16 protein-coding genes and 3 pseudogenes are annotated in these 15577 nt (G+C 64.5%); 9 read left to right on the forward strand and 10 right to left on the reverse strand.

Going from position 1 to position 15577, the window contains the following annotated elements:
* Window positions 1-148: 148 nt before the first annotated feature.
* On the reverse strand, window positions 149-643 hold the full coding sequence (locus IVB24_RS04660) for a MarR family winged helix-turn-helix transcriptional regulator (RefSeq protein ID WP_162308796.1): 495 nt from the start codon (window positions 641-643) through the stop codon (window positions 149-151).
* 142 nt (window positions 644-785) lie between these two features.
* Here IVB24_RS04660 and IVB24_RS04665 point away from each other — a divergent pair, with 142 nt between their 5' ends.
* Window positions 786-2642 carry a feruloyl-CoA synthase gene (locus tag IVB24_RS04665; RefSeq protein ID WP_247772189.1) on the forward strand — a complete coding sequence of 619 codons (1857 nt, stop codon included), beginning with the start codon at window positions 786-788 and terminating at the stop codon, window positions 2640-2642.
* A 305-nt stretch (window positions 2643-2947) separates the two neighbouring features.
* On the opposite strand, the gene IVB24_RS04670 is transcribed toward IVB24_RS04665, so the two are convergent.
* Window positions 2948-3454 (reverse strand): MarR family winged helix-turn-helix transcriptional regulator, encoded by a 507-nt coding sequence (locus IVB24_RS04670; protein ID WP_247772190.1) that lies wholly within the window; start codon window positions 3452-3454, stop codon window positions 2948-2950.
* Window positions 3455-3537: 83 nt separating this feature from the next.
* On the opposite strand from IVB24_RS04670, the gene IVB24_RS04675 reads away from it, so the two are divergent.
* The gene (locus tag IVB24_RS04675) at window positions 3538-4758 is read left to right on the forward strand and encodes a cytochrome P450 (protein ID WP_247772191.1); all 1221 of its coding nucleotides are present in this window, start codon (window positions 3538-3540) and stop codon (window positions 4756-4758) included.
* A gap of 34 nt (window positions 4759-4792) precedes the next feature.
* The gene (locus IVB24_RS04680; protein ID WP_247772192.1) at window positions 4793-6004 is read left to right on the forward strand and encodes an ABC transporter substrate-binding protein; all 1212 of its coding nucleotides are present in this window, start codon (window positions 4793-4795) and stop codon (window positions 6002-6004) included.
* A gap of 267 nt (window positions 6005-6271) precedes the next feature.
* Here IVB24_RS04680 and IVB24_RS04685 read toward each other — a convergent pair whose 3' ends face one another.
* The gene (locus IVB24_RS04685; RefSeq protein ID WP_247772193.1) at window positions 6272-6550 is read right to left on the reverse strand and encodes a hypothetical protein; all 279 of its coding nucleotides are present in this window, start codon (window positions 6548-6550) and stop codon (window positions 6272-6274) included.
* 146 nt (window positions 6551-6696) lie between these two features.
* On the opposite strand from IVB24_RS04685, the gene IVB24_RS04690 reads away from it, so the two are divergent.
* Window positions 6697-6948, forward strand: coding sequence for a hypothetical protein (locus tag IVB24_RS04690; protein WP_247772194.1), 252 nt, complete (start codon window positions 6697-6699; stop codon window positions 6946-6948).
* Window positions 6949-7109: 161 nt separating this feature from the next.
* On the opposite strand, the gene IVB24_RS04695 is transcribed toward IVB24_RS04690, so the two are convergent.
* Window positions 7110-8372, reverse strand: a complete 1263-nt coding sequence (locus IVB24_RS04695) for an NAD(P)/FAD-dependent oxidoreductase (protein ID WP_247772195.1) — start codon at window positions 8370-8372, stop codon at window positions 7110-7112.
* 297 nt (window positions 8373-8669) lie between these two features.
* Between IVB24_RS04695 and IVB24_RS04700 the strand changes: the two genes are divergently transcribed.
* Window positions 8670-9842 carry an ABC transporter substrate-binding protein gene (locus IVB24_RS04700; protein ID WP_094976320.1) on the forward strand — a complete coding sequence of 391 codons (1173 nt, stop codon included), beginning with the start codon at window positions 8670-8672 and terminating at the stop codon, window positions 9840-9842.
* 45 nt (window positions 9843-9887) lie between these two features.
* On the opposite strand, the pseudogene IVB24_RS04705 reads toward IVB24_RS04700, so the two are convergent.
* From IVB24_RS04705 to IVB24_RS04725, 5 genes and pseudogenes are all read right to left on the reverse strand, one after another.
* A pseudogene (locus IVB24_RS04705) lies at window positions 9888-10127 on the reverse strand (3-keto-5-aminohexanoate cleavage protein); the annotation flags it as partial.
* A 103-nt stretch (window positions 10128-10230) separates the two neighbouring features.
* Window positions 10231-11109 (reverse strand): shikimate dehydrogenase, encoded by an 879-nt coding sequence (locus IVB24_RS04710; RefSeq protein WP_247772196.1) that lies wholly within the window; start codon window positions 11107-11109, stop codon window positions 10231-10233.
* 129 nt (window positions 11110-11238) lie between these two features.
* Window positions 11239-11507: pseudogene (locus IVB24_RS04715) on the reverse strand (LysR family transcriptional regulator); the annotation flags it as partial.
* 69 nt (window positions 11508-11576) lie between these two features.
* The gene (locus IVB24_RS04720; RefSeq protein ID WP_247772197.1) at window positions 11577-12611 is read right to left on the reverse strand and encodes a sensor histidine kinase; all 1035 of its coding nucleotides are present in this window, start codon (window positions 12609-12611) and stop codon (window positions 11577-11579) included.
* Between the two features lie 152 nt (window positions 12612-12763).
* Window positions 12764-12976, reverse strand: a pseudogene (locus tag IVB24_RS04725) (ATPase domain-containing protein); the annotation flags it as partial.
* Between the two features lie 299 nt (window positions 12977-13275).
* Between IVB24_RS04725 and IVB24_RS04730 the strand changes: the two are divergent.
* Window positions 13276-13488 (forward strand): hypothetical protein, encoded by a 213-nt coding sequence (locus tag IVB24_RS04730; protein ID WP_140481545.1) that lies wholly within the window; start codon window positions 13276-13278, stop codon window positions 13486-13488.
* Window positions 13489-13530: 42 nt separating this feature from the next.
* Here the strand turns inward: IVB24_RS04730 and IVB24_RS04735 are convergent, their stop codons facing one another.
* The gene (locus IVB24_RS04735; protein ID WP_140481544.1) at window positions 13531-13707 is read right to left on the reverse strand and encodes a hypothetical protein; all 177 of its coding nucleotides are present in this window, start codon (window positions 13705-13707) and stop codon (window positions 13531-13533) included.
* A 165-nt stretch (window positions 13708-13872) separates the two neighbouring features.
* Here IVB24_RS04735 and IVB24_RS04740 point away from each other — a divergent pair, with 165 nt between their 5' ends.
* The 3 genes from IVB24_RS04740 (at window position 13873) to IVB24_RS04750 (ending at window position 15560) form a co-directional block, all read left to right on the forward strand.
* Entirely contained in the window at window positions 13873-14601 is a 729-nt protein-coding gene (locus IVB24_RS04740; RefSeq protein WP_247772198.1) for a LuxR family transcriptional regulator, read from the forward strand.
* An 82-nt stretch (window positions 14602-14683) separates the two neighbouring features.
* Window positions 14684-15340: an acyl-homoserine-lactone synthase gene (locus tag IVB24_RS04745; protein ID WP_247772199.1), complete on the forward strand. Its 657-nt coding sequence runs from the start codon at window positions 14684-14686 to the stop codon at window positions 15338-15340.
* Between the two features lies 1 nt (window position 15341).
* The gene (locus IVB24_RS04750) at window positions 15342-15560 is read left to right on the forward strand and encodes a hypothetical protein (protein ID WP_247772200.1); all 219 of its coding nucleotides are present in this window, start codon (window positions 15342-15344) and stop codon (window positions 15558-15560) included.
* Window positions 15561-15577: the final 17 nt, after the last annotated feature.

Consider the following 15577-nt stretch of genomic DNA (forward strand, 5'->3'; position numbering starts at 1 on the left):
ATGTGCCATTGTGTACATTATCCGGCCAGGAATGAAGCTGCGGATATTATCCGTCTGATCAGTGGCTTGGGGGATAATTCGACAGGCGGGCGGGCCGTGATGTCAGCGCCCTGTGACGGGCATCTGCTCAAATCATAGGCAGTCGAGATCAGGTGAAGCCGGCGAGAATTCGCAGCAGCTGCGCCCGGTTTTCCTTGCCGATCTTCGCCTCGACATGCCGTTCGTGCTCGGCCGCGAGGCGCTTGAACTTTGCCAGCGCCGTCTCGCCCTGGATCGTGAGATGCAGCGCATGGGAGCGACGGTCCGCCTTCGACTTGACCCGCTTCACGAGCTTGCGCTGCTCCAGGCTGTCGAGCAGGTGCACCAGCCGGGCGCGCTCGATGCCGAGGCGTTTCGCCACCGCCATCTGCGACAGACCCGGATTGGCGCCGATCACCGTCAGCACCGAATATTGCGTCGGCCGGATGTCCACCGCGCCAAGCGTCCTGATGAAGTCCTGAAAGATCCAGATCTGGAAGCGCCGCACCGCATAGCCGGCGTGCCCCACCAGCGCGTCGAGGCCGATCTCGTCGGCGTCGATCCGCCGCGCGGTGCCGTTGCTCGCTCGTTTGCGTGGGGAGGTCTGGGGCGCGGTGGCTGTCACATCGTGTCTCCTGCCGGGCAAGCTTAGCGCCTCGGGCGCCGTCGCGAAAGATTGTTGTTGACGACAACAATTGTCCTGCCCAACATTATGGCCAAAGCAGCCCGGAACGAGGCTGCCGCCGATCCGGGCGGAGGAGGAAATCATGACAACCGCCGCACGCGGTGACGCTGCAAGCCTGTTCGCAACACCCAGAACCGTCGCCGAGCATCGCGCCGACGGAAGCATCGTGCTGCGCTCGCCCGAACCGTTGCGCGATGGCGCGCGCTGCGTCGGCGACTGGCTGGAGCAATGGGCGCGGCAGACGCCGGATACGATCTTCCTGGCCGAGCGCGGCCATGTCGAGGCGCCCTGGACCACCGTCACCTATGCGCAGGCGCAGCACCGGGTGCGCGCGGCGGCGTCCTGGATCCTGGCGCAGGGCTTGAGCGCCGAGCGCCCGCTGGCGATCCTCTCCGACAACAGCATCGACCATGCGCTGTTCGCGCTTGCCGCCCAGCATGTCGGCGTGCCCTCGGCGGCGATCTCGCCGGCCTATTCGCTGATGTCGAAAGATTTCGACAAGCTCAAGAGCATGGTCGCGCTGCTCGATCCGGGCGCGATCTATGTCTCCGCGACCAAGTCATTCGCGGCAGCGCTGGCCGCGATCAAGCCGCTGCACACGGCGCAGATCATCAGCGGCAACGCCGGCGATGGCGACGCGCTCGCCTTCCGCACGATCGCGGCGACGCCGGAGGGCCCCGACGTCGCAACGGCGTTCGCCGCGGTGACGCCGGATACGATCGCAAAACTCCTGTTCACGTCAGGCTCGACCGGCACGCCCAAGGCTGTCATCAACACCCAGCGCATGCTGACCTCGAGCCAGCAGGCCAAGGCGCAGACCTGGACCTTCCTGCAGCAGGGCCGCGGCGATCTCGTCATTCTCGACTGGCTGCCCTGGAGCCACACTTTCGGCGCCAACCACAATTTCAACCTCGTGCTGCGCAACGGCGGCTCGCTCTATATCGACGGCGGCAAGCCGGCGCCTGGGCTGTTCGCGACGTCACTGGCGAACCTCAGAAGCGTGATGCCCACGGTCTATTTCAACGTGCCGCGCGGCTTCGACATGCTGATCGCGGCGCTGCGCGGCGACCAGGAGCTGTGCCGCCGTTTCTTCGGCGAGGTAAAGTTTGCCTTCTATGCCGGCGCGGCGCTGCCGCAGAATCTCTGGGACGCGCTCGAAGAGCTCTCGCTCAAAACGGTCGGCCACGCGCTGCCGATGGTCTCGGCCTGGGGCTCGACCGAGACGTCGCCGCTCGCAACCGACTGCCATTTCCTCGCCGAACGCTCCGGCAATATCGGCGTGCCCATTCCCGGCACCGAGCTGAAGCTCGTGACGTCCGGCGACAAGCTGGAGGTGCGGGTGCGCGGCCCCAACGTCACGCCGGGCTATTGGAAGGCGCCGGAGCTGACCAGGCAGGCTTTTGATGAAGAGGGCTTCTATCTGATCGGCGATGCCGTGAAGCTCGCCGACAGCGCGCGGCCGGAGCGTGGCCTGTTCTTCGACGGCCGCGTCGCCGAAGATTTCAAGCTCAATTCCGGCACCTGGGTCAATGTCGGCACGCTGCGCGTTGCCGGCATCGCCGCGCTGGCGCCGCTGGCGCAGGACATCGTCGTGTCAGGACACGGCGGAGACGAGGTGCGTTTCCTCGTGATCCCGAACATCGCGGCCTGCCGCATCCACGCCGGTCTGCCTGAGACGGCCGATGTGAACGAGGTGCTTGCACATGACAAGGTCAGGAGCGCGATTGCGCAGGGCCTGGCGAAACTGAGGCAGCAGGGCCCCAACTCCTCCGGCCACGCCACGCGCGCGCTGCTTCTCGCCGAGCCGCCGTCGGTCGATGGCGGCGAGATCACCGACAAGGGCTACATCAACCAGCGCGCCGTGCTGACGCGTCGCGCCGATGCGGTGGCGCGCTTGAACGATGATGCGTCGGCGGAGTGGATTGGGTGCGTCGGATAGGCCGTTCCGTCCACCGCTAGCGGCTCTCGTGCCCCGGCTCTGCGCAGCAGCGTTTCCACGCTGCAGCGCGTCCGGGACACGAGAGCTGGGCGTGCCCAATAGGCCAGCAAGCCTGCAGCAATATCCTGCCGATTCTTTTGTTGCTTAAGCAACTAATCTATGCGAACCGTTCCAGGCAGAGATGACGGCGGGAAAAACCGCCGCGTCTGATCCTGGAGGAAACGATGCTCGGCCCGAATGGTGCCGTCGGCCAACGCCGGCGCATGCCTGGACGTGACGGCAGCTGGCGCCCCGCCCACGACCTGTCAGGTCGCGGTGCCGCCGGTGACCGCGCCGAGATTCTCGTGCAGCCGGCGCAGCAGATCGATCAGCACCTCGCGCTCGTCCTTGCTCAGACAGGACAACAGCCGCCGTTCGCGCTCGAGCGCAGCGACGATCACCTTGTCGTGGGTCGTGCGGCCCTTCGCCGTCAGCGCGATCGAATGGGTGCGGCCGTCATGGGGATCGGTGCGGATCGAGACCAGCCCGCGCTTCTCAAGGCCCGCAAGCGTCCGGCTCACCGGTCCCTTGTCGAAGCCGATGACGTGGCAGATGCGCGAAGCTGGAATGCCGGGCTCGATCGCCAGCAGCGACATGATCCGCCATTCCGTGACGTTGACGCCGAACTCCCGCTGATAGAACGCGGTCGCGCTGTTCGAGAGCTTGTTGGCGATGAACGTGACGAACGCCGGGACGTAGCGGTCGAGATCGAGCGTCGGTCCCGCATCGTTCGGCGCGGGCTTCTGGCGGGATCTGGTCGAAGGCGAAGGCATGTCGGGGGTCTGACTCGCGGTGGGGCGACCGACCTAAGGGCAAGCGCCATCCTTTCACAAGATCAAAATGAGGGAGGTCTCCTATGAGCGTATCCGGCTCCCCGATATCGTCCGGCTCCGCAGCCGTTCCGCATCTCGACGTCGATCCCTTCGCGATGGATTTTTTCGCCGATCCCTATCCCACGCATGAACGGCTGCGGGAGGCGGGGCCGGTGGTCTATCTCGACAAGTGGAACGTCTACGGCGTGGCGCGCTATGCCGAGGTCCATGCGGTGCTGAACGATCCCGCGACCTTCTGCTCCAGCCGCGGTGTCGGCCTCAGCGATTTCAAGAAGGAGACGCCGTGGCGGCCGCCGAGCCTGATCCTCGAAGCCGACCCGCCCGCGCACACCCGCACCCGTGCCGTGCTGTCGAAGGTGCTGTCACCGACCGTGATGAAGGGGCTCCGCGACCGCTTTGCGGCGGCGGCTGAAGAACGAGTCGATATGCTGCTCGCCAGGCCCAGTTTTGACGCCATCACGGATCTGGCGGAAGCCTATCCGCTCTCGATCTTCCCGGACGCGTTGGGGCTGAAGCCCGAAGGCCGTGAGCATCTCATCCCTTATGCGAGCGTCGTGTTCAACGCGTTCGGCCCGCCCAATGAGTTGCGCCAGGAAGCCATCGCGCGCTCGTCGCCACATCAAGCCTATGTCACCGGGCAATGCCAGCGTGACAATCTCACGCCCGGCGGCATCGGGGCCTGCATCCACGCCCATGTCGATGAGGGCGCGATCACCGCGACTGAAGCGCCGCTACTGGTGCGCTCGCTGCTATCGGCCGGCCTCGACACCACGGTCAATGGCATCGGTGCCGCCGTCTATTGCCTGGCGCGTTTCCCCGAGCAATGGCAGCGCTTGCGTGATGACCTGACGCTGGCGCGCAATGCCTTCGAGGAGGCCGTGCGGTTCGAAAGCCCGGTGCAGACCTTCTTCCGCACCACGACGCGTGAGGTCGAACTGTCAGGCGCGACCATCGGCGAGGGCGAGAAGGTGCTGATGTTCCTCGCCGCGGCCAATCGCGATCCCAGGCGCTGGGACAAGCCCGAAAGTTACGACATCACCCGCCGCACCTCCGGCCATGTTGGCTATGGCTCCGGCATCCACATGTGCGTCGGCCAGCTCGTGGCGCGGCTCGAAGGCGAGACCATGCTGTCGGCGCTGGCCCGCCGTGTCGCCAGCATCGAGATCACGGGCGAGCCGAAGCGCCGCTTCAACAACACGCTGCGCGGGCTGGACAGCCTGCCGGTGACGATCATTCCGGCCTGACACGACCGGAAACAATAAAGCAGGGGAGATACCAATGAAAAATCTGAAGTGGACTCTTGCGCTGGCCGCGAGCCTGGTGTCCGGCGCCGCAAGTGCTGAGATATCCGACAATGTCGTGCGCGTCGGCGTGCTCAACGACATCTCCGGCATCTTCCAGGACACCAACGGCATGGGTTCGGTGGAAGCCGCGCGCATGGCGGCGGAGGATTTCAACGGCGGCGGCAAGGGCATCAAGGTCGAGATCGTCTATGCCGACCACCAGAACAAGGCCGATGTCGGCAATGCCATCGCGCGCAAATGGCTCGATGTCGAAGGCGTCGATGCCATTGTCGACGTGCCGAACTCGGCGGTCGGCCTCTCCATCAACACGCTGCTGCGCGACAGCCGCATGACGTTCCTGGCGTCTTCGACCGCAAGCTCCGATCTCACCGGCAAGGCCTGCTCGCCCAACACCATCCAGTGGGTCAACGACACCTGGGCGACCGGCAACACGACGGCAGCCGCGATGATCTCGCGCGGCGGCAAGGACTGGTATTTCCTCACGGTCGATTACGCGCTCGGCAAGGGCATCGAGGCGGAAGCGCAGAAATACATCGAGGGCCACGGCGGCAAGGTGCTGGGCTCCTCCAAGCATCCGCTCGGCACCTCCGACTTCGCCTCCTTCCTGTTGCAAGCGCAGGGCTCGAAGGCCCAGGTGATCGGCCTTGCCAATGCCGGCGGTGATACCATCAACGCCGTGAAGCAGGCCGCCGAGTTCGGCATCCAGCAGAACGGTCAGAAGCTGGTCGCCTTCTTGCTTTTCATCAACGACATCCACGGCATGGGCATCAAGGTCGCGCAGGGACTCCAGCTCATGGAGGCCTTCTATTGGGACATGAACGACGACACCCGCGCCTTCGCGAAGCGGTTCGCCGCGCGGCCCGGCATGAACGGCAAGATGCCGAGCGGCAACCAGGCCGGCGTCTATGCCTCGACGCTCGCTTATCTCAACGCGGTTGCCGCCACCGGCAGCGACAACGCCAAGGACGCGGTGCCCGAGATGAAGAAGTTCAAGGGCAAGGACAAACTGTTCGGCGACACCACGATCCGCCAGGACGGCCGCGTCGTGCATCCGATGTATCTGTTCGAGGTGAAGAAGCCGGAGGAGTCGAAATATCCCTACGACTATTACAAGCTGGTCTCGACCATTCCCGCGGAGCAGGCGTTTCGCCCACTGGCCGAGGGTGGCTGCGAACTGATGAAATAGGGGGCTAGTTTGCTTACGACGTAGCCGCACACGCCGCTGCACCCTCTCCCCTTTTTGGGAGAGGGTGGATTCGCGAAGCGAAGCCGGGTGAGGGGTTCTCTCCTCACGGACGATCTCGCGAGTTGAGAGAGCTCCTCATCCGGCGTCACAGCTGGAGCTTCGCTTCGGCGTGTCCTCATCGGGGCCTACGCGACTGGTTTAGGCAGATGAGCCAGACGCGCCCACATCTTCGCAAGGGACATGGCGTGGCGCGCGTACCCCCTGGGGCTAGTGGCAAGGCTTGCCGGACATCATGGCCGGTCTGCCGTAGCAGTCATCCTTCGTGGGCCAGTCATTCTTTGTGGGCTTCGTGCTTTCGCGGCTGTTCACCTTGCCACGCGCATCGTAGGTCGTCGCCGTGCCTGGGCTGTCGGTCGTGGACCGGCCAACGACGTTGCCGCGCGAGTCGTAGAATGTACGCTGTTTCGCCGACGCTGCGGCGGTCGTCAGCGCGAACGCCAGCAGGGCAGCCGTCGTGATTTGCCGGTAAATCGTGGGGAACGACATCTCAATTCCTTGAAACGGGTGCCTTTCCGCGCCACCTTGCGCGACCCTGACGGCTTTGACCTAATGGGCGAATGATTTGGCAGTTTGAGCACTCTTGGAAGGCGGGCTCGGCTCTCCGTTGCTGTTTTCACCGGAGATGCTTTTGCATGTCCATCACCACGAAGGAGACCCTAGCTTGGCTGGTCCTGTCGTTCAAGACAACGAACCCCGCAAAACCAACCAAGTTCATATTCGAAGAAGCTGTTGACGTCTGGCTGCGCCGCTGGAGCGGCCAGTACCAGCACGAGATCGCAGCGGCCTATGTGATCAATCGGCGCGCCGTGAACCAAGTGCTCAAGGGCATCACACACGCCGGAAGCAAGGACGAAGCCGCCCAACGAACCGGGCGCACGGCATAGTCACCGCGACGATTCCGGCGAGCGGCTCCGGTCGCTCGCCTGGTTTGCCCCCACAAGGAACCGGCTGCAAGGGACGCTGGACGGACGCAAGGTTGCGTTTCCAACATCATCTCAACGGATTAGATAGACCCTCGTTCTCCCACAAGGGGAAGGAAGAAGGCTTACACCACCTTGCTGCTCCCCTGCGTGATCAACCTCGCCGCGCGTTGATCGCGCGCGTAGATCCACAACCAGCTCAGCGCGACGCTGAGACGGTGGCGGAGGCCGATCAGGAAGTAGATGTGGGCGATGCCCCAGATCCACCACGCAATGGTGCCGCGCAGCTTGAAGCGGCCGAAGTCGATTACAGCGAGCCGCTTGCCGATCTGGGCGAGGCTGCCGGCGTGCTTGTAGCGGAACGAGCCGGTGGCAGCGCCGCGCAGGCGTGCCTTGATGGTCTCGGCGACATGCTTCCCCTGCTGCTTGGCGGCCGGCGCGATGCCCGGCACCGGCTTGCCGTCCCAGGCGTTGATGCTGACAGTATCGCCGATCGCGAAGATCTCGGGATGGCCGGGGATGGTCAGGTCCGCCTCGACCTGCACGCGTCCGGCGCGGTCGGCTGGTGCGCCCAGCCATTCGGCGGCGGGCGAAGCGCGCACGCCGGCGGCCCAGATCCGGGTCTTGGCCTCGAGCAGCTTGCCGCCGAACACCACGCCCTCGCGATTGATTTCGGTGACGGCCTGTCCCAGCACGACCTCGACGCCGATCTTCTCCAGCGAGGCCTGCGCATAGGCCGAGAGGTCGTCGGCAAAGCCTGCGAGCACGCGTGGCCCCGCCTCGACCAGCACCACGCGTGCTTTCGTCGTGTCGATGTTGCGGAAATCGCCGGGCAAGGTGTGATGCGCCATCTCGGCGATGGTGCCGGCGAGCTCGACGCCGGTGGGGCCGGCGCCGACGATGACGAAAGTCAGCCGTGCCGCGCGTTTGGCCGGATCGGTCTCGCGCTCGGCGCGCTCGAACGCCACCAGGATGTGACGGCGCAACGTGGTCGCGTCTTCCAGCGTCTTCAGGCCCGGCGCGAACTGCTCCCATTCGTCGTGGCCGAAATAGGCGTGACGCGCGCCGGTCGCGAGCACCAGCGTGTCGTAGGGCACCTCGCTGCCGTCGTCGATCAGCACGCGGCGCCTTGCCGCGTCGACGCCGCTGACGGTCGCGAACAGCGTCGTCACCTCGGGCCGGTCGCGCATCAGGTGCCGGATCGGCCAGGCGATCTCGCTGGTGGCGAGCGAGGCGGTCGCGACCTGGTACAGCAGCGGCTGGAACAGATGATGGTTACGGCGGTCGATCAGCGTGATCTCGACCGGCGCGCCCGCAAGCCGGTAGGTCGCCTCCAGCCCGCCGAAGCCGGCCCCGACGATGACGACGCGATGCGGTGTCGTGGTCATGACGTACCCTCGAATCTCGCTGCTCCACACCCCCATTTAAGTGCGGTTCGGGCGCTGCAGTCCAATAGCCGTCACCAATCGCCGCATAGGCCGGATGTATCGATCAGGCGCGAGAAAGCGCCGCAGGGTTGGCCGAAGTATGTAGAATTATATTTCTTGCCTTCGCCGATTAGGGCGAAATATGGTGCAGGGCAGGCGCTGAGCCATTGGCGGCTCGATGAATTTTGCGTTCAATAGAGACGACCCGGGGCGGCGATCACCGCGTTTCGGGGCTCAATAATGTGGAGGGGATTGGTTATGAGGACGGCATTCTGGCTGGCGGGCGCAGCGGCGCTGGTGCTGGCGAGCCCGGCATTCGCCGGCGACACCATCAAGATCGGTTTCGTTTCGACCTTCAGCGGCCCGACCGCCGTGATCGGCAACGACATGCGCAACTCCTTCGAGCTGGCGCTCGACCACATCGGCCGCAAGATGGACGGCAAGCCGGTCGAAGTCATCTACGAGGATGACGGCCAGAAGCCCGACGTCGGCAAGCAGAAGACCGAGAAGCTGGTGCAGTCCGACAAGGTCGATTTCATCGTCGGCTATATCTGGTCGAACGTGCTCTTGGCCTCGCTGAAGACGGCGGTGGACTCGCAGACTTTCCTGATCTCGGCCAATGCCGGTCCCTCGCAACTCGCCGGCGAGCTGTGCAGCCCGTACGTGTTCTCGACCTCCTGGCAGAACGACCAGACGCCGGCCGCCATGGGCCTCTACATGAACCAGAAGGGCGTCAAGAGCGTGTTCCTGATCGGGCCGAACTATGCGGCCGGCAAGGACATGCTGGCCGGCGTGAAGAGCACCTTCAAGGGCGAGGTCAAGGGCGAGGAATACACGGTCTGGCCGAGCCAGCTCGATTTCTCCGCCGAGCTCTCCAAGGCGCGCGCCTCCGGCGCCGAGTCGATCTTCGTGTTCTATCCCGGTGCGGCCGGCGTGCAGTTCCTCAACCAATATGCCCAGGCCGGCCTGAAGAGCACGATGCCGCTCTACACGGCGTTCACGGTCGACGAGCTGTCGCTGCCGCTGCAGAAGGAGAACGCGCTCGGGGTGCCCGGCGCGCAGGAATGGGTCAACGACCTCCCCAACGAGCAGAACAAGCGCTTCGTCGCCGACTACCGCAAGAAGTACACCGGCCTGCGCCCGACCTATTACGGTGCGCAAGCCTATGACGCCGCGCAGCTGATCAACAGCGCGGTGGTCGCGGTGAAGGGCGACACCAGCAAGAAGGACGCGATGAAGGCCGAGATGGAGAAGGCCAATTTCAAGTCGCTCCGCGGCCCCTTCAAATACGGCAACAACCACATCCCGGTGCAGAACTTCTATCTGCAGGACGTGGTGAAGGACGGCGAAGGCCAGCTCTCGCTGAAGACGGTCGCGACCATCGTCGAGAACGACCAGGATCGCTTCCACGACAAGTGCAAGATGAAGTGAGCTGGCGCTTCTCCCTCTCCCCGCTTGCGGGGAGAGGGAGAAGGCCTACGCCCGCGGCATGCTCGCGGGCCGCACTTCGCACGATTGCGCCGCGAGCCTGATCCCGGCATTGGCCGCACCGAACCCCTGATAATCCCTGCGCTCGACGATCTCGAAGAAGAAGCGCTCGTCGAAGATGTGGGTGTAGACCTGGAAGAACTCGCCGTCGCCCTCGCGGTCGTTGAGGATGTGATTGGCGCGCAGCTGCGTCATCAGGTCGGGCGCGAGATCGTATCTGGCCTCGACGGTGGCGCCGCCGCTCGAGAGCTCGGCGACGTCGGCGAGCTTGATAGCCTGGCCGTGGACGCCGGTTGTGGTTGCGAAGGCAAGCAGGGCGTCTGCCAGGATGTTACGCTGGGTGATAGGCCGAGCTTCGTGCCGCCATCACCTCGTCGAATGCCTCTCCCATGATCTCGGTCGATGGGGCAAGGCCCGTGAACAGTTCGAACGCGTCGACGGCCTGATAGATCGCGAGCTCGCGCCCGGTCATGATCCGCGCGCCCCTGGCTTGCGCCGCCGCCAGCAGCGGCGTGATCAGCGGCGAGTAGACGGCATCCGCGACCCACAATCCTTCGTGCAGCAAGGTGGCTGCAACCGGCATGCCCCGGTCCGGCAGCATGCCGACCGGCGTGCCGTTGACGAGGCCGGTTGCGCCGTGCAGCGCATCCTCGACGCTTGCGGCGATCCTTGCGCCGCACCGTGGCGCCAGCAGGGAGACGAGCGTCGCCGCGCGCGCCGGCTCGCTGTCGAAGATGCGGATGTCGGACCCCTCCAGGCTCGCCAGCGCAAACGCGATCGCCTTGCCGACGCCGCCGGCGCCGATCACCGCAACGGCATTCCCCGCGGGCGCCAGCAACGGCGCCACCGCGCGGGCAAAGCCCGTGGTGTCGGTGTTGTGGCCGGTCAGGCGGCCGTCCTTGACGACGACGGTGTTGACCGCGCCCATGCTGGCCGCGCCCGGCGCCAGCTCGTCGAGCAGCGGGACCACCGCTTCCTTGTAGGGGTAGGTGACATTGACGCCGGCAAAGCCGAGCCGCCGCACGCCCTCGAGCATCATGCGAAGCCCCGCCGCATCGGCACCGGCAACCTCGATGAGCTGGTAGTGGCCGCGCAGGCCCAGCGCCTCCGCGGCGCGCTCATGCATGGCGGGGGACGCGGAATGCGCGATCGGCGCGCCGATAAGGCCGGTGAGGAGCTTCTTGCTGGCGGCGTATCCGCGCTTGACCATGGTTCGCTATCGTCTCAAACGGAGCGTTCGGTCCCGGCCATTAGCGGGGAAATTCCCGCAAGTCCGAGGGCAGTTCCTGGCGCGACGATAGCCTTTCCCCCGCCTAGCACAATTGCCCTTTTATCACTCGCCGCGGCCGATCTTGGAGATGATCTCGGAGAGATCGTCGACCTTCTTGTAGACGCCGTTGATCTGCTCGAAGATGTTCTCTCGGCTTCCGGCGTCGGGAAGTAGCGCCCGTTCTGGCGCTGGAAGAAGCGGATGCCGAGCGAGCGCTCGGTGTATTTGACGAGGCGGCTGATCCCCGGCGCCGAGACACTGAGCAGCTTCGCGGCGCCGCCGATGGTGCCCGTCACCATCACGGCACGGATCACTTCCACCTGGCGCAGCGTCATCATGTCTGGATGTCCCGGATGGTCTTCCGGGATCATCTCATGGAAGGCGCGCGGCCATCCAGCGACAATATTCTAGGAATGGAAGTGGCCGTATTTCGGAATCAGGATCTGGCAGACCACGCCAGTCGGCCGGTATTCGAGCTTCGTGCCGCCATTGGGACCGCTGCCGAGGCTGCGCGAGATCAAGGTCTGGCCGAAGCCCGTGACCGTCGGCGGAGTCACCAGGGGCCCGTCGCGCTCTTCCCATTCGATTTGCAGGGCGCCGTCATCGAGCAGGCCGATCCGCCGCACCGTCAGCTTGCCGGCGCGGGTCGAAAGCGCGCCGTACTTCACTGCGTTGGTCGTCAATTCGTGGAAGACGAGCCCGAGCGAGACGGCCGTCTTGGAGTCGACGGAGATATCCAACCCTTCCATCGAGATGCGTCCGCTGGAGAGCGTCGCATAGGGCGCCAGCTCGACGCTGAGCACGTCCTTGATCTGGAGGTTTTCCCAGGACGCGTTGGACAGCAACGTATGGGTGGCCGCCAGGGCCTGGATGCGGCCGGAAAAGGACTTCTGGAAGTCCTCGATCGTGCGCTCGTGGGACGCGGTGCGCGCCGAGATCGCCAGCACCATGGCCAGCGTGTTCTTGACGCGATGATCGAGCTCGCCCATCAGGAGAGCCTGCCGACGCTCGGCGGCCTTGCGCTGCGACAGGTTGATCAGCGTGACCACGCAGCCCTGGGTCCGGTCGCCGGATACGACGAGCGGTGCCGCGCTGATCATGACGTCGGTGACGTCGACGGCGGATGTCTTCACTGCCGCTTCCAAGCCCTGCACCGGCGTGCCCCCGACGGCCATCGCGACGATATCGGCACCCGACATCAGCTCGGCCGCATCGGCGAAGGTCAGCGCGATCGCCTCTTCAAACCGCTTCCCGATCGGAGCCTCGGCGCAGATCCGTTCGGCGGCCGCATTGATGTGCGTGACCATGCCGGAGCGGTCGCAGACGATGACGGCCTCGTTGGCGGAGGCGAGAACGGACCGCGCCAGCCGCTCGGACTCCCTGGCGGCCGCCGTCTGCTCGCGCTCGCTGATGTCGGTGAAAGTGATGGCGACGCCGCTCACGATGCCGAAATCGATCGGAGCGCCGGTGAGAAGGAAGCTGCGCTCGCTGTCGCCGACGCGAACGTGAATTTCAGAGGATTGCCGCTCCCGCAGCGCCTGGGCGAGCAGCCGGCGGAATGTGGTCTGGTTGACGGCGTCGAATCCACGTTGGCGATGATGTCGACGGGACGCTCCTCGAACGTGACGAAGACGCCGGGCTCGTCGTAGATCTTCGCGCCGTTGAAGAGGAAGGTCGAAGCAAACAACGTTTTGCCGCAGCCGGCCGACCCGCACACCAGGCTCGGTCGCCCGGTGGGAAGGCCGCCAAGCGTCAGGTCGTCAAAGCCGTCGATGCCGGTTGGAGATTTCGTGATGCCGTCAGTCATGCCCTGCCCTGGTTCCAGACGATTTTTCTAGGCAAATATTGGCGAGCCGCGTAGAGGGAAGCAGCTGCAATTTTGTCGCTTGGCCCAGGAACAGAATTGGTTGATTGGAGTTTGTTTGCTCTGCCGACTCCCATCTGATCGGCTGGCATGATGTGGGCTCAGTGGCCGCGCACAGACAGCACTCCCCCCGACACGATGCCGCTTCAATCACCAGAGTTTTGCGTTCACTTGTGAACATACGAGTTTACCGCGCCGGCGCATAAGGGGCCAGCTGGGCGCGGGGGCGCATTGGTGAGACCATGAACGAGTTGGAAGGCCGCATTCAAGCCATTTTGGATGCGGCGCTTGATGCTGCCTTCAGTCACGTCAGGCATGGCGGTGATCACGAGAGCCGCAAGCTCGTTGCGGCTCGTCTGCTCGACGCGGCTCAGTCCGGCATGACGACTTTGGACGAATTGACGTCGGTCGGACGTCGCGCGCTTATCGACCTCAAGGCTAGGTCGCGCGCCTAAGCCACCGGCCGTGACCAGCGCGAGCTGGGCTGCAATTGCGTTCTAGCCCGCCGGCCCTTCCGGCAATACGCTTTCGGCCAGGTCCTCGCGCTCGCCTTGCAGCACCTCGCGCGCGAACTCGATGATCTTCTGCTTGTTTGCCGTTTCGCGGACCGCGAAAAACACGCGGTTCAATTCCAGGCCGAGCACGCTGTTGAGGGCGATGTCCTCGTCTTCCATCGTGGTTTTCCCGCTTCGGTCGCCTCAGGTGTATCGTGACGTCAATTCTGCCACAAGTAGTTTAAATCTTCGGGGCGGATGAGCACGGGAAACTACGGCAGCAGCGAATTGAGGCAGTCCCCGAATACGTGCTATACGAGGCCGTGTGGGTCAGGAAACGCACCGATGTCTGCCGTAGATTATGGCCGGGAGGCGCTCGACTTCATTGAGGGGCTGGGGACCTATCGCAAGGTGCCCGAGGCCATGGATGCGCTCGAAACAGCGTTCGGTCGATTCGGCTTCGAAACCATCATCGTGACCGGATTGCCCAATCCCGACCAACGGTTTGCGCAGATGGTGCTCGCCAAGCGCTGGCCGGCCGGCTGGTTCAGCCTCTACACCCAGAATAATTACGACCGCTTCGATCCCGTGGTGCGGCTGTGCCGGCAATCGGTCAATCCGTTCGAATGGTCGGAAGCGCCCTATGACGCCGAGCTTGAGCCCGATGCGGCCGAGGTGATGAACCGCGCCAGCGAGTTTGGCATGTCGCGGGGCTTCATCGTGCCGATCCACGGGCTCACCGGCTATGAAGCCGCGGTGTCGGTTGGCGGCGTTCATCTCGACCTCAATCCGCGAAGCAAGCCGGCGCTGCACCTGATGGCGATGTATGGCTTCGACCACATTCGCCGTCTGCTCGAGCCGACGCCTTATCCTCCGGCGCGCCTCACCCCGCGCGAGCGCGAGGTGATCTCCTGGGCCTCACAGGGCAAGTCGGCCTGGGAGATCGGCGAGATTCTGCACATCACGCAGCGCACTGCGGAAGAGCATCTTGCGACTGCCGGGCGCAAGCTCGGTGCCGTCAACCGCACGCATGCGGTGGCGCTGGCGATTCGGAACAAGATCATCAATCCGTAAGTGCCGTACTGGGAAATTTCCCAATATCGAACCCGGCTCTTTTCGCCGACTCTGCCTCCATTGAGGATGAATGGGGGATTTCATGATTCATGCTATTTCTGCGGTCAATCGCCACCTTTATGAAGACGTGATCGAGCAGCATTTCCGGTTGCGCCACGATGTCTTCGTCGAAGAGCGGCACTGGGAGGCGCTGCGCAGGCCGGATTGCCGCGAGATCGATTCCTACGACGACGAGGATACCGTCTATCTGCTTGCGCTCGAGGGGCGGCGGATCATTGGTGGTCACCGGCTCTACCCGACGACCAAACCCTCGATGATGAGCGAGGTGTTCCCGCATTTGGCGTCGGTGCGCGGTTGCCCCGCGGATCCGCTGGTCTGGGAATGGTCGCGCTACTTCGTCGTGCGTGATCGCCGCGACGGCGCGCTCAACCTGCAACTGATGGCGGCGGTGCAGGAGTTCTGCCTCGCGCAGGGGATCGCGCAGGTCAGCGCGATCATGGAGACCTGGTGGCTGCCACGCTTCCACGAGGCCGGCTTCGTGGTGACCCCGCTTGGCCTGCCGGCTCTGGTGGAGAACGCGTGGACCATGGCGGCAACCATCGACATTCGTCGCGAGACCCTCGATGCCCTGCACGATCGTATCGGCATGAATTCGGTCGTGTGCCATGACGGCCCGCATCTCGACGCCGTCGCCCGTGCCAACCTCTGCGGCCTTGCCGCGCAACGAAAGAGCGCCTGAGATGTCGAACATGATGCGGGACAGCCAGATCATGGCGCAGATCAGGGACGAGAATCTCGGCTACATGTCGGACATGGCGCTCGAGCTGGCACAGATGGCGGAGGACACCGGATTGGCGACGCTCGCCTATCTGTTCCGGATGGCGGCGCTGGAGGCCTCGACGGCCAACAGCGTGCTCGCCGAACCGGATGACCTTTCCCGGCAGGTGACGTCGCACTAGACGCATCTGATCGATCC

This window comes from Bradyrhizobium sp. 192 (assembly GCF_023100965.1).
Classification (GTDB): Bacteria; Pseudomonadota; Alphaproteobacteria; order Rhizobiales; family Xanthobacteraceae; genus Bradyrhizobium; species Bradyrhizobium symbiodeficiens.

Excerpts from the sequence above, each read along its gene's own strand:
- IVB24_RS04750 (WP_247772200.1), top strand. The coding sequence starts at position 15,342 with ATGTCGAACATGATGCGGGACAGCCAGATCATGGCGCAGATCAGGGAC.
- IVB24_RS04730 (WP_140481545.1), top strand. The coding sequence starts at position 13,276 with ATGAACGAGTTGGAAGGCCGCATTCAAGCCATTTTGGATGCGGCGCTT.
- IVB24_RS04745 (WP_247772199.1), top strand. The coding sequence starts at position 14,684 with ATGATTCATGCTATTTCTGCGGTCAATCGCCACCTTTATGAAGACGTG.
- IVB24_RS04690 (WP_247772194.1), top strand. The coding sequence starts at position 6,697 with ATGTCCATCACCACGAAGGAGACCCTAGCTTGGCTGGTCCTGTCGTTC.
- IVB24_RS04665 (WP_247772189.1), top strand. The coding sequence starts at position 786 with ATGACAACCGCCGCACGCGGTGACGCTGCAAGCCTGTTCGCAACACCC.
- IVB24_RS04680 (WP_247772192.1), top strand. The coding sequence starts at position 4,793 with ATGAAAAATCTGAAGTGGACTCTTGCGCTGGCCGCGAGCCTGGTGTCC.
- IVB24_RS04700 (WP_094976320.1), top strand. The coding sequence starts at position 8,670 with ATGAGGACGGCATTCTGGCTGGCGGGCGCAGCGGCGCTGGTGCTGGCG.
- IVB24_RS04675 (WP_247772191.1), top strand. The coding sequence starts at position 3,538 with ATGAGCGTATCCGGCTCCCCGATATCGTCCGGCTCCGCAGCCGTTCCG.
- IVB24_RS04685 (WP_247772193.1), bottom strand. The coding sequence starts at position 6,550 with ATGTCGTTCCCCACGATTTACCGGCAAATCACGACGGCTGCCCTGCTG.
- IVB24_RS04735 (WP_140481544.1), bottom strand. The coding sequence starts at position 13,707 with ATGGAAGACGAGGACATCGCCCTCAACAGCGTGCTCGGCCTGGAATTG.
- IVB24_RS04670 (WP_247772190.1), bottom strand. The coding sequence starts at position 3,454 with ATGCCTTCGCCTTCGACCAGATCCCGCCAGAAGCCCGCGCCGAACGAT.
- IVB24_RS04710 (WP_247772196.1), bottom strand. The coding sequence starts at position 11,109 with ATGGTCAAGCGCGGATACGCCGCCAGCAAGAAGCTCCTCACCGGCCTT.
- IVB24_RS04695 (WP_247772195.1), bottom strand. The coding sequence starts at position 8,372 with ATGACCACGACACCGCATCGCGTCGTCATCGTCGGGGCCGGCTTCGGC.
- IVB24_RS04740 (WP_247772198.1), top strand. The coding sequence starts at position 13,873 with ATGTCTGCCGTAGATTATGGCCGGGAGGCGCTCGACTTCATTGAGGGG.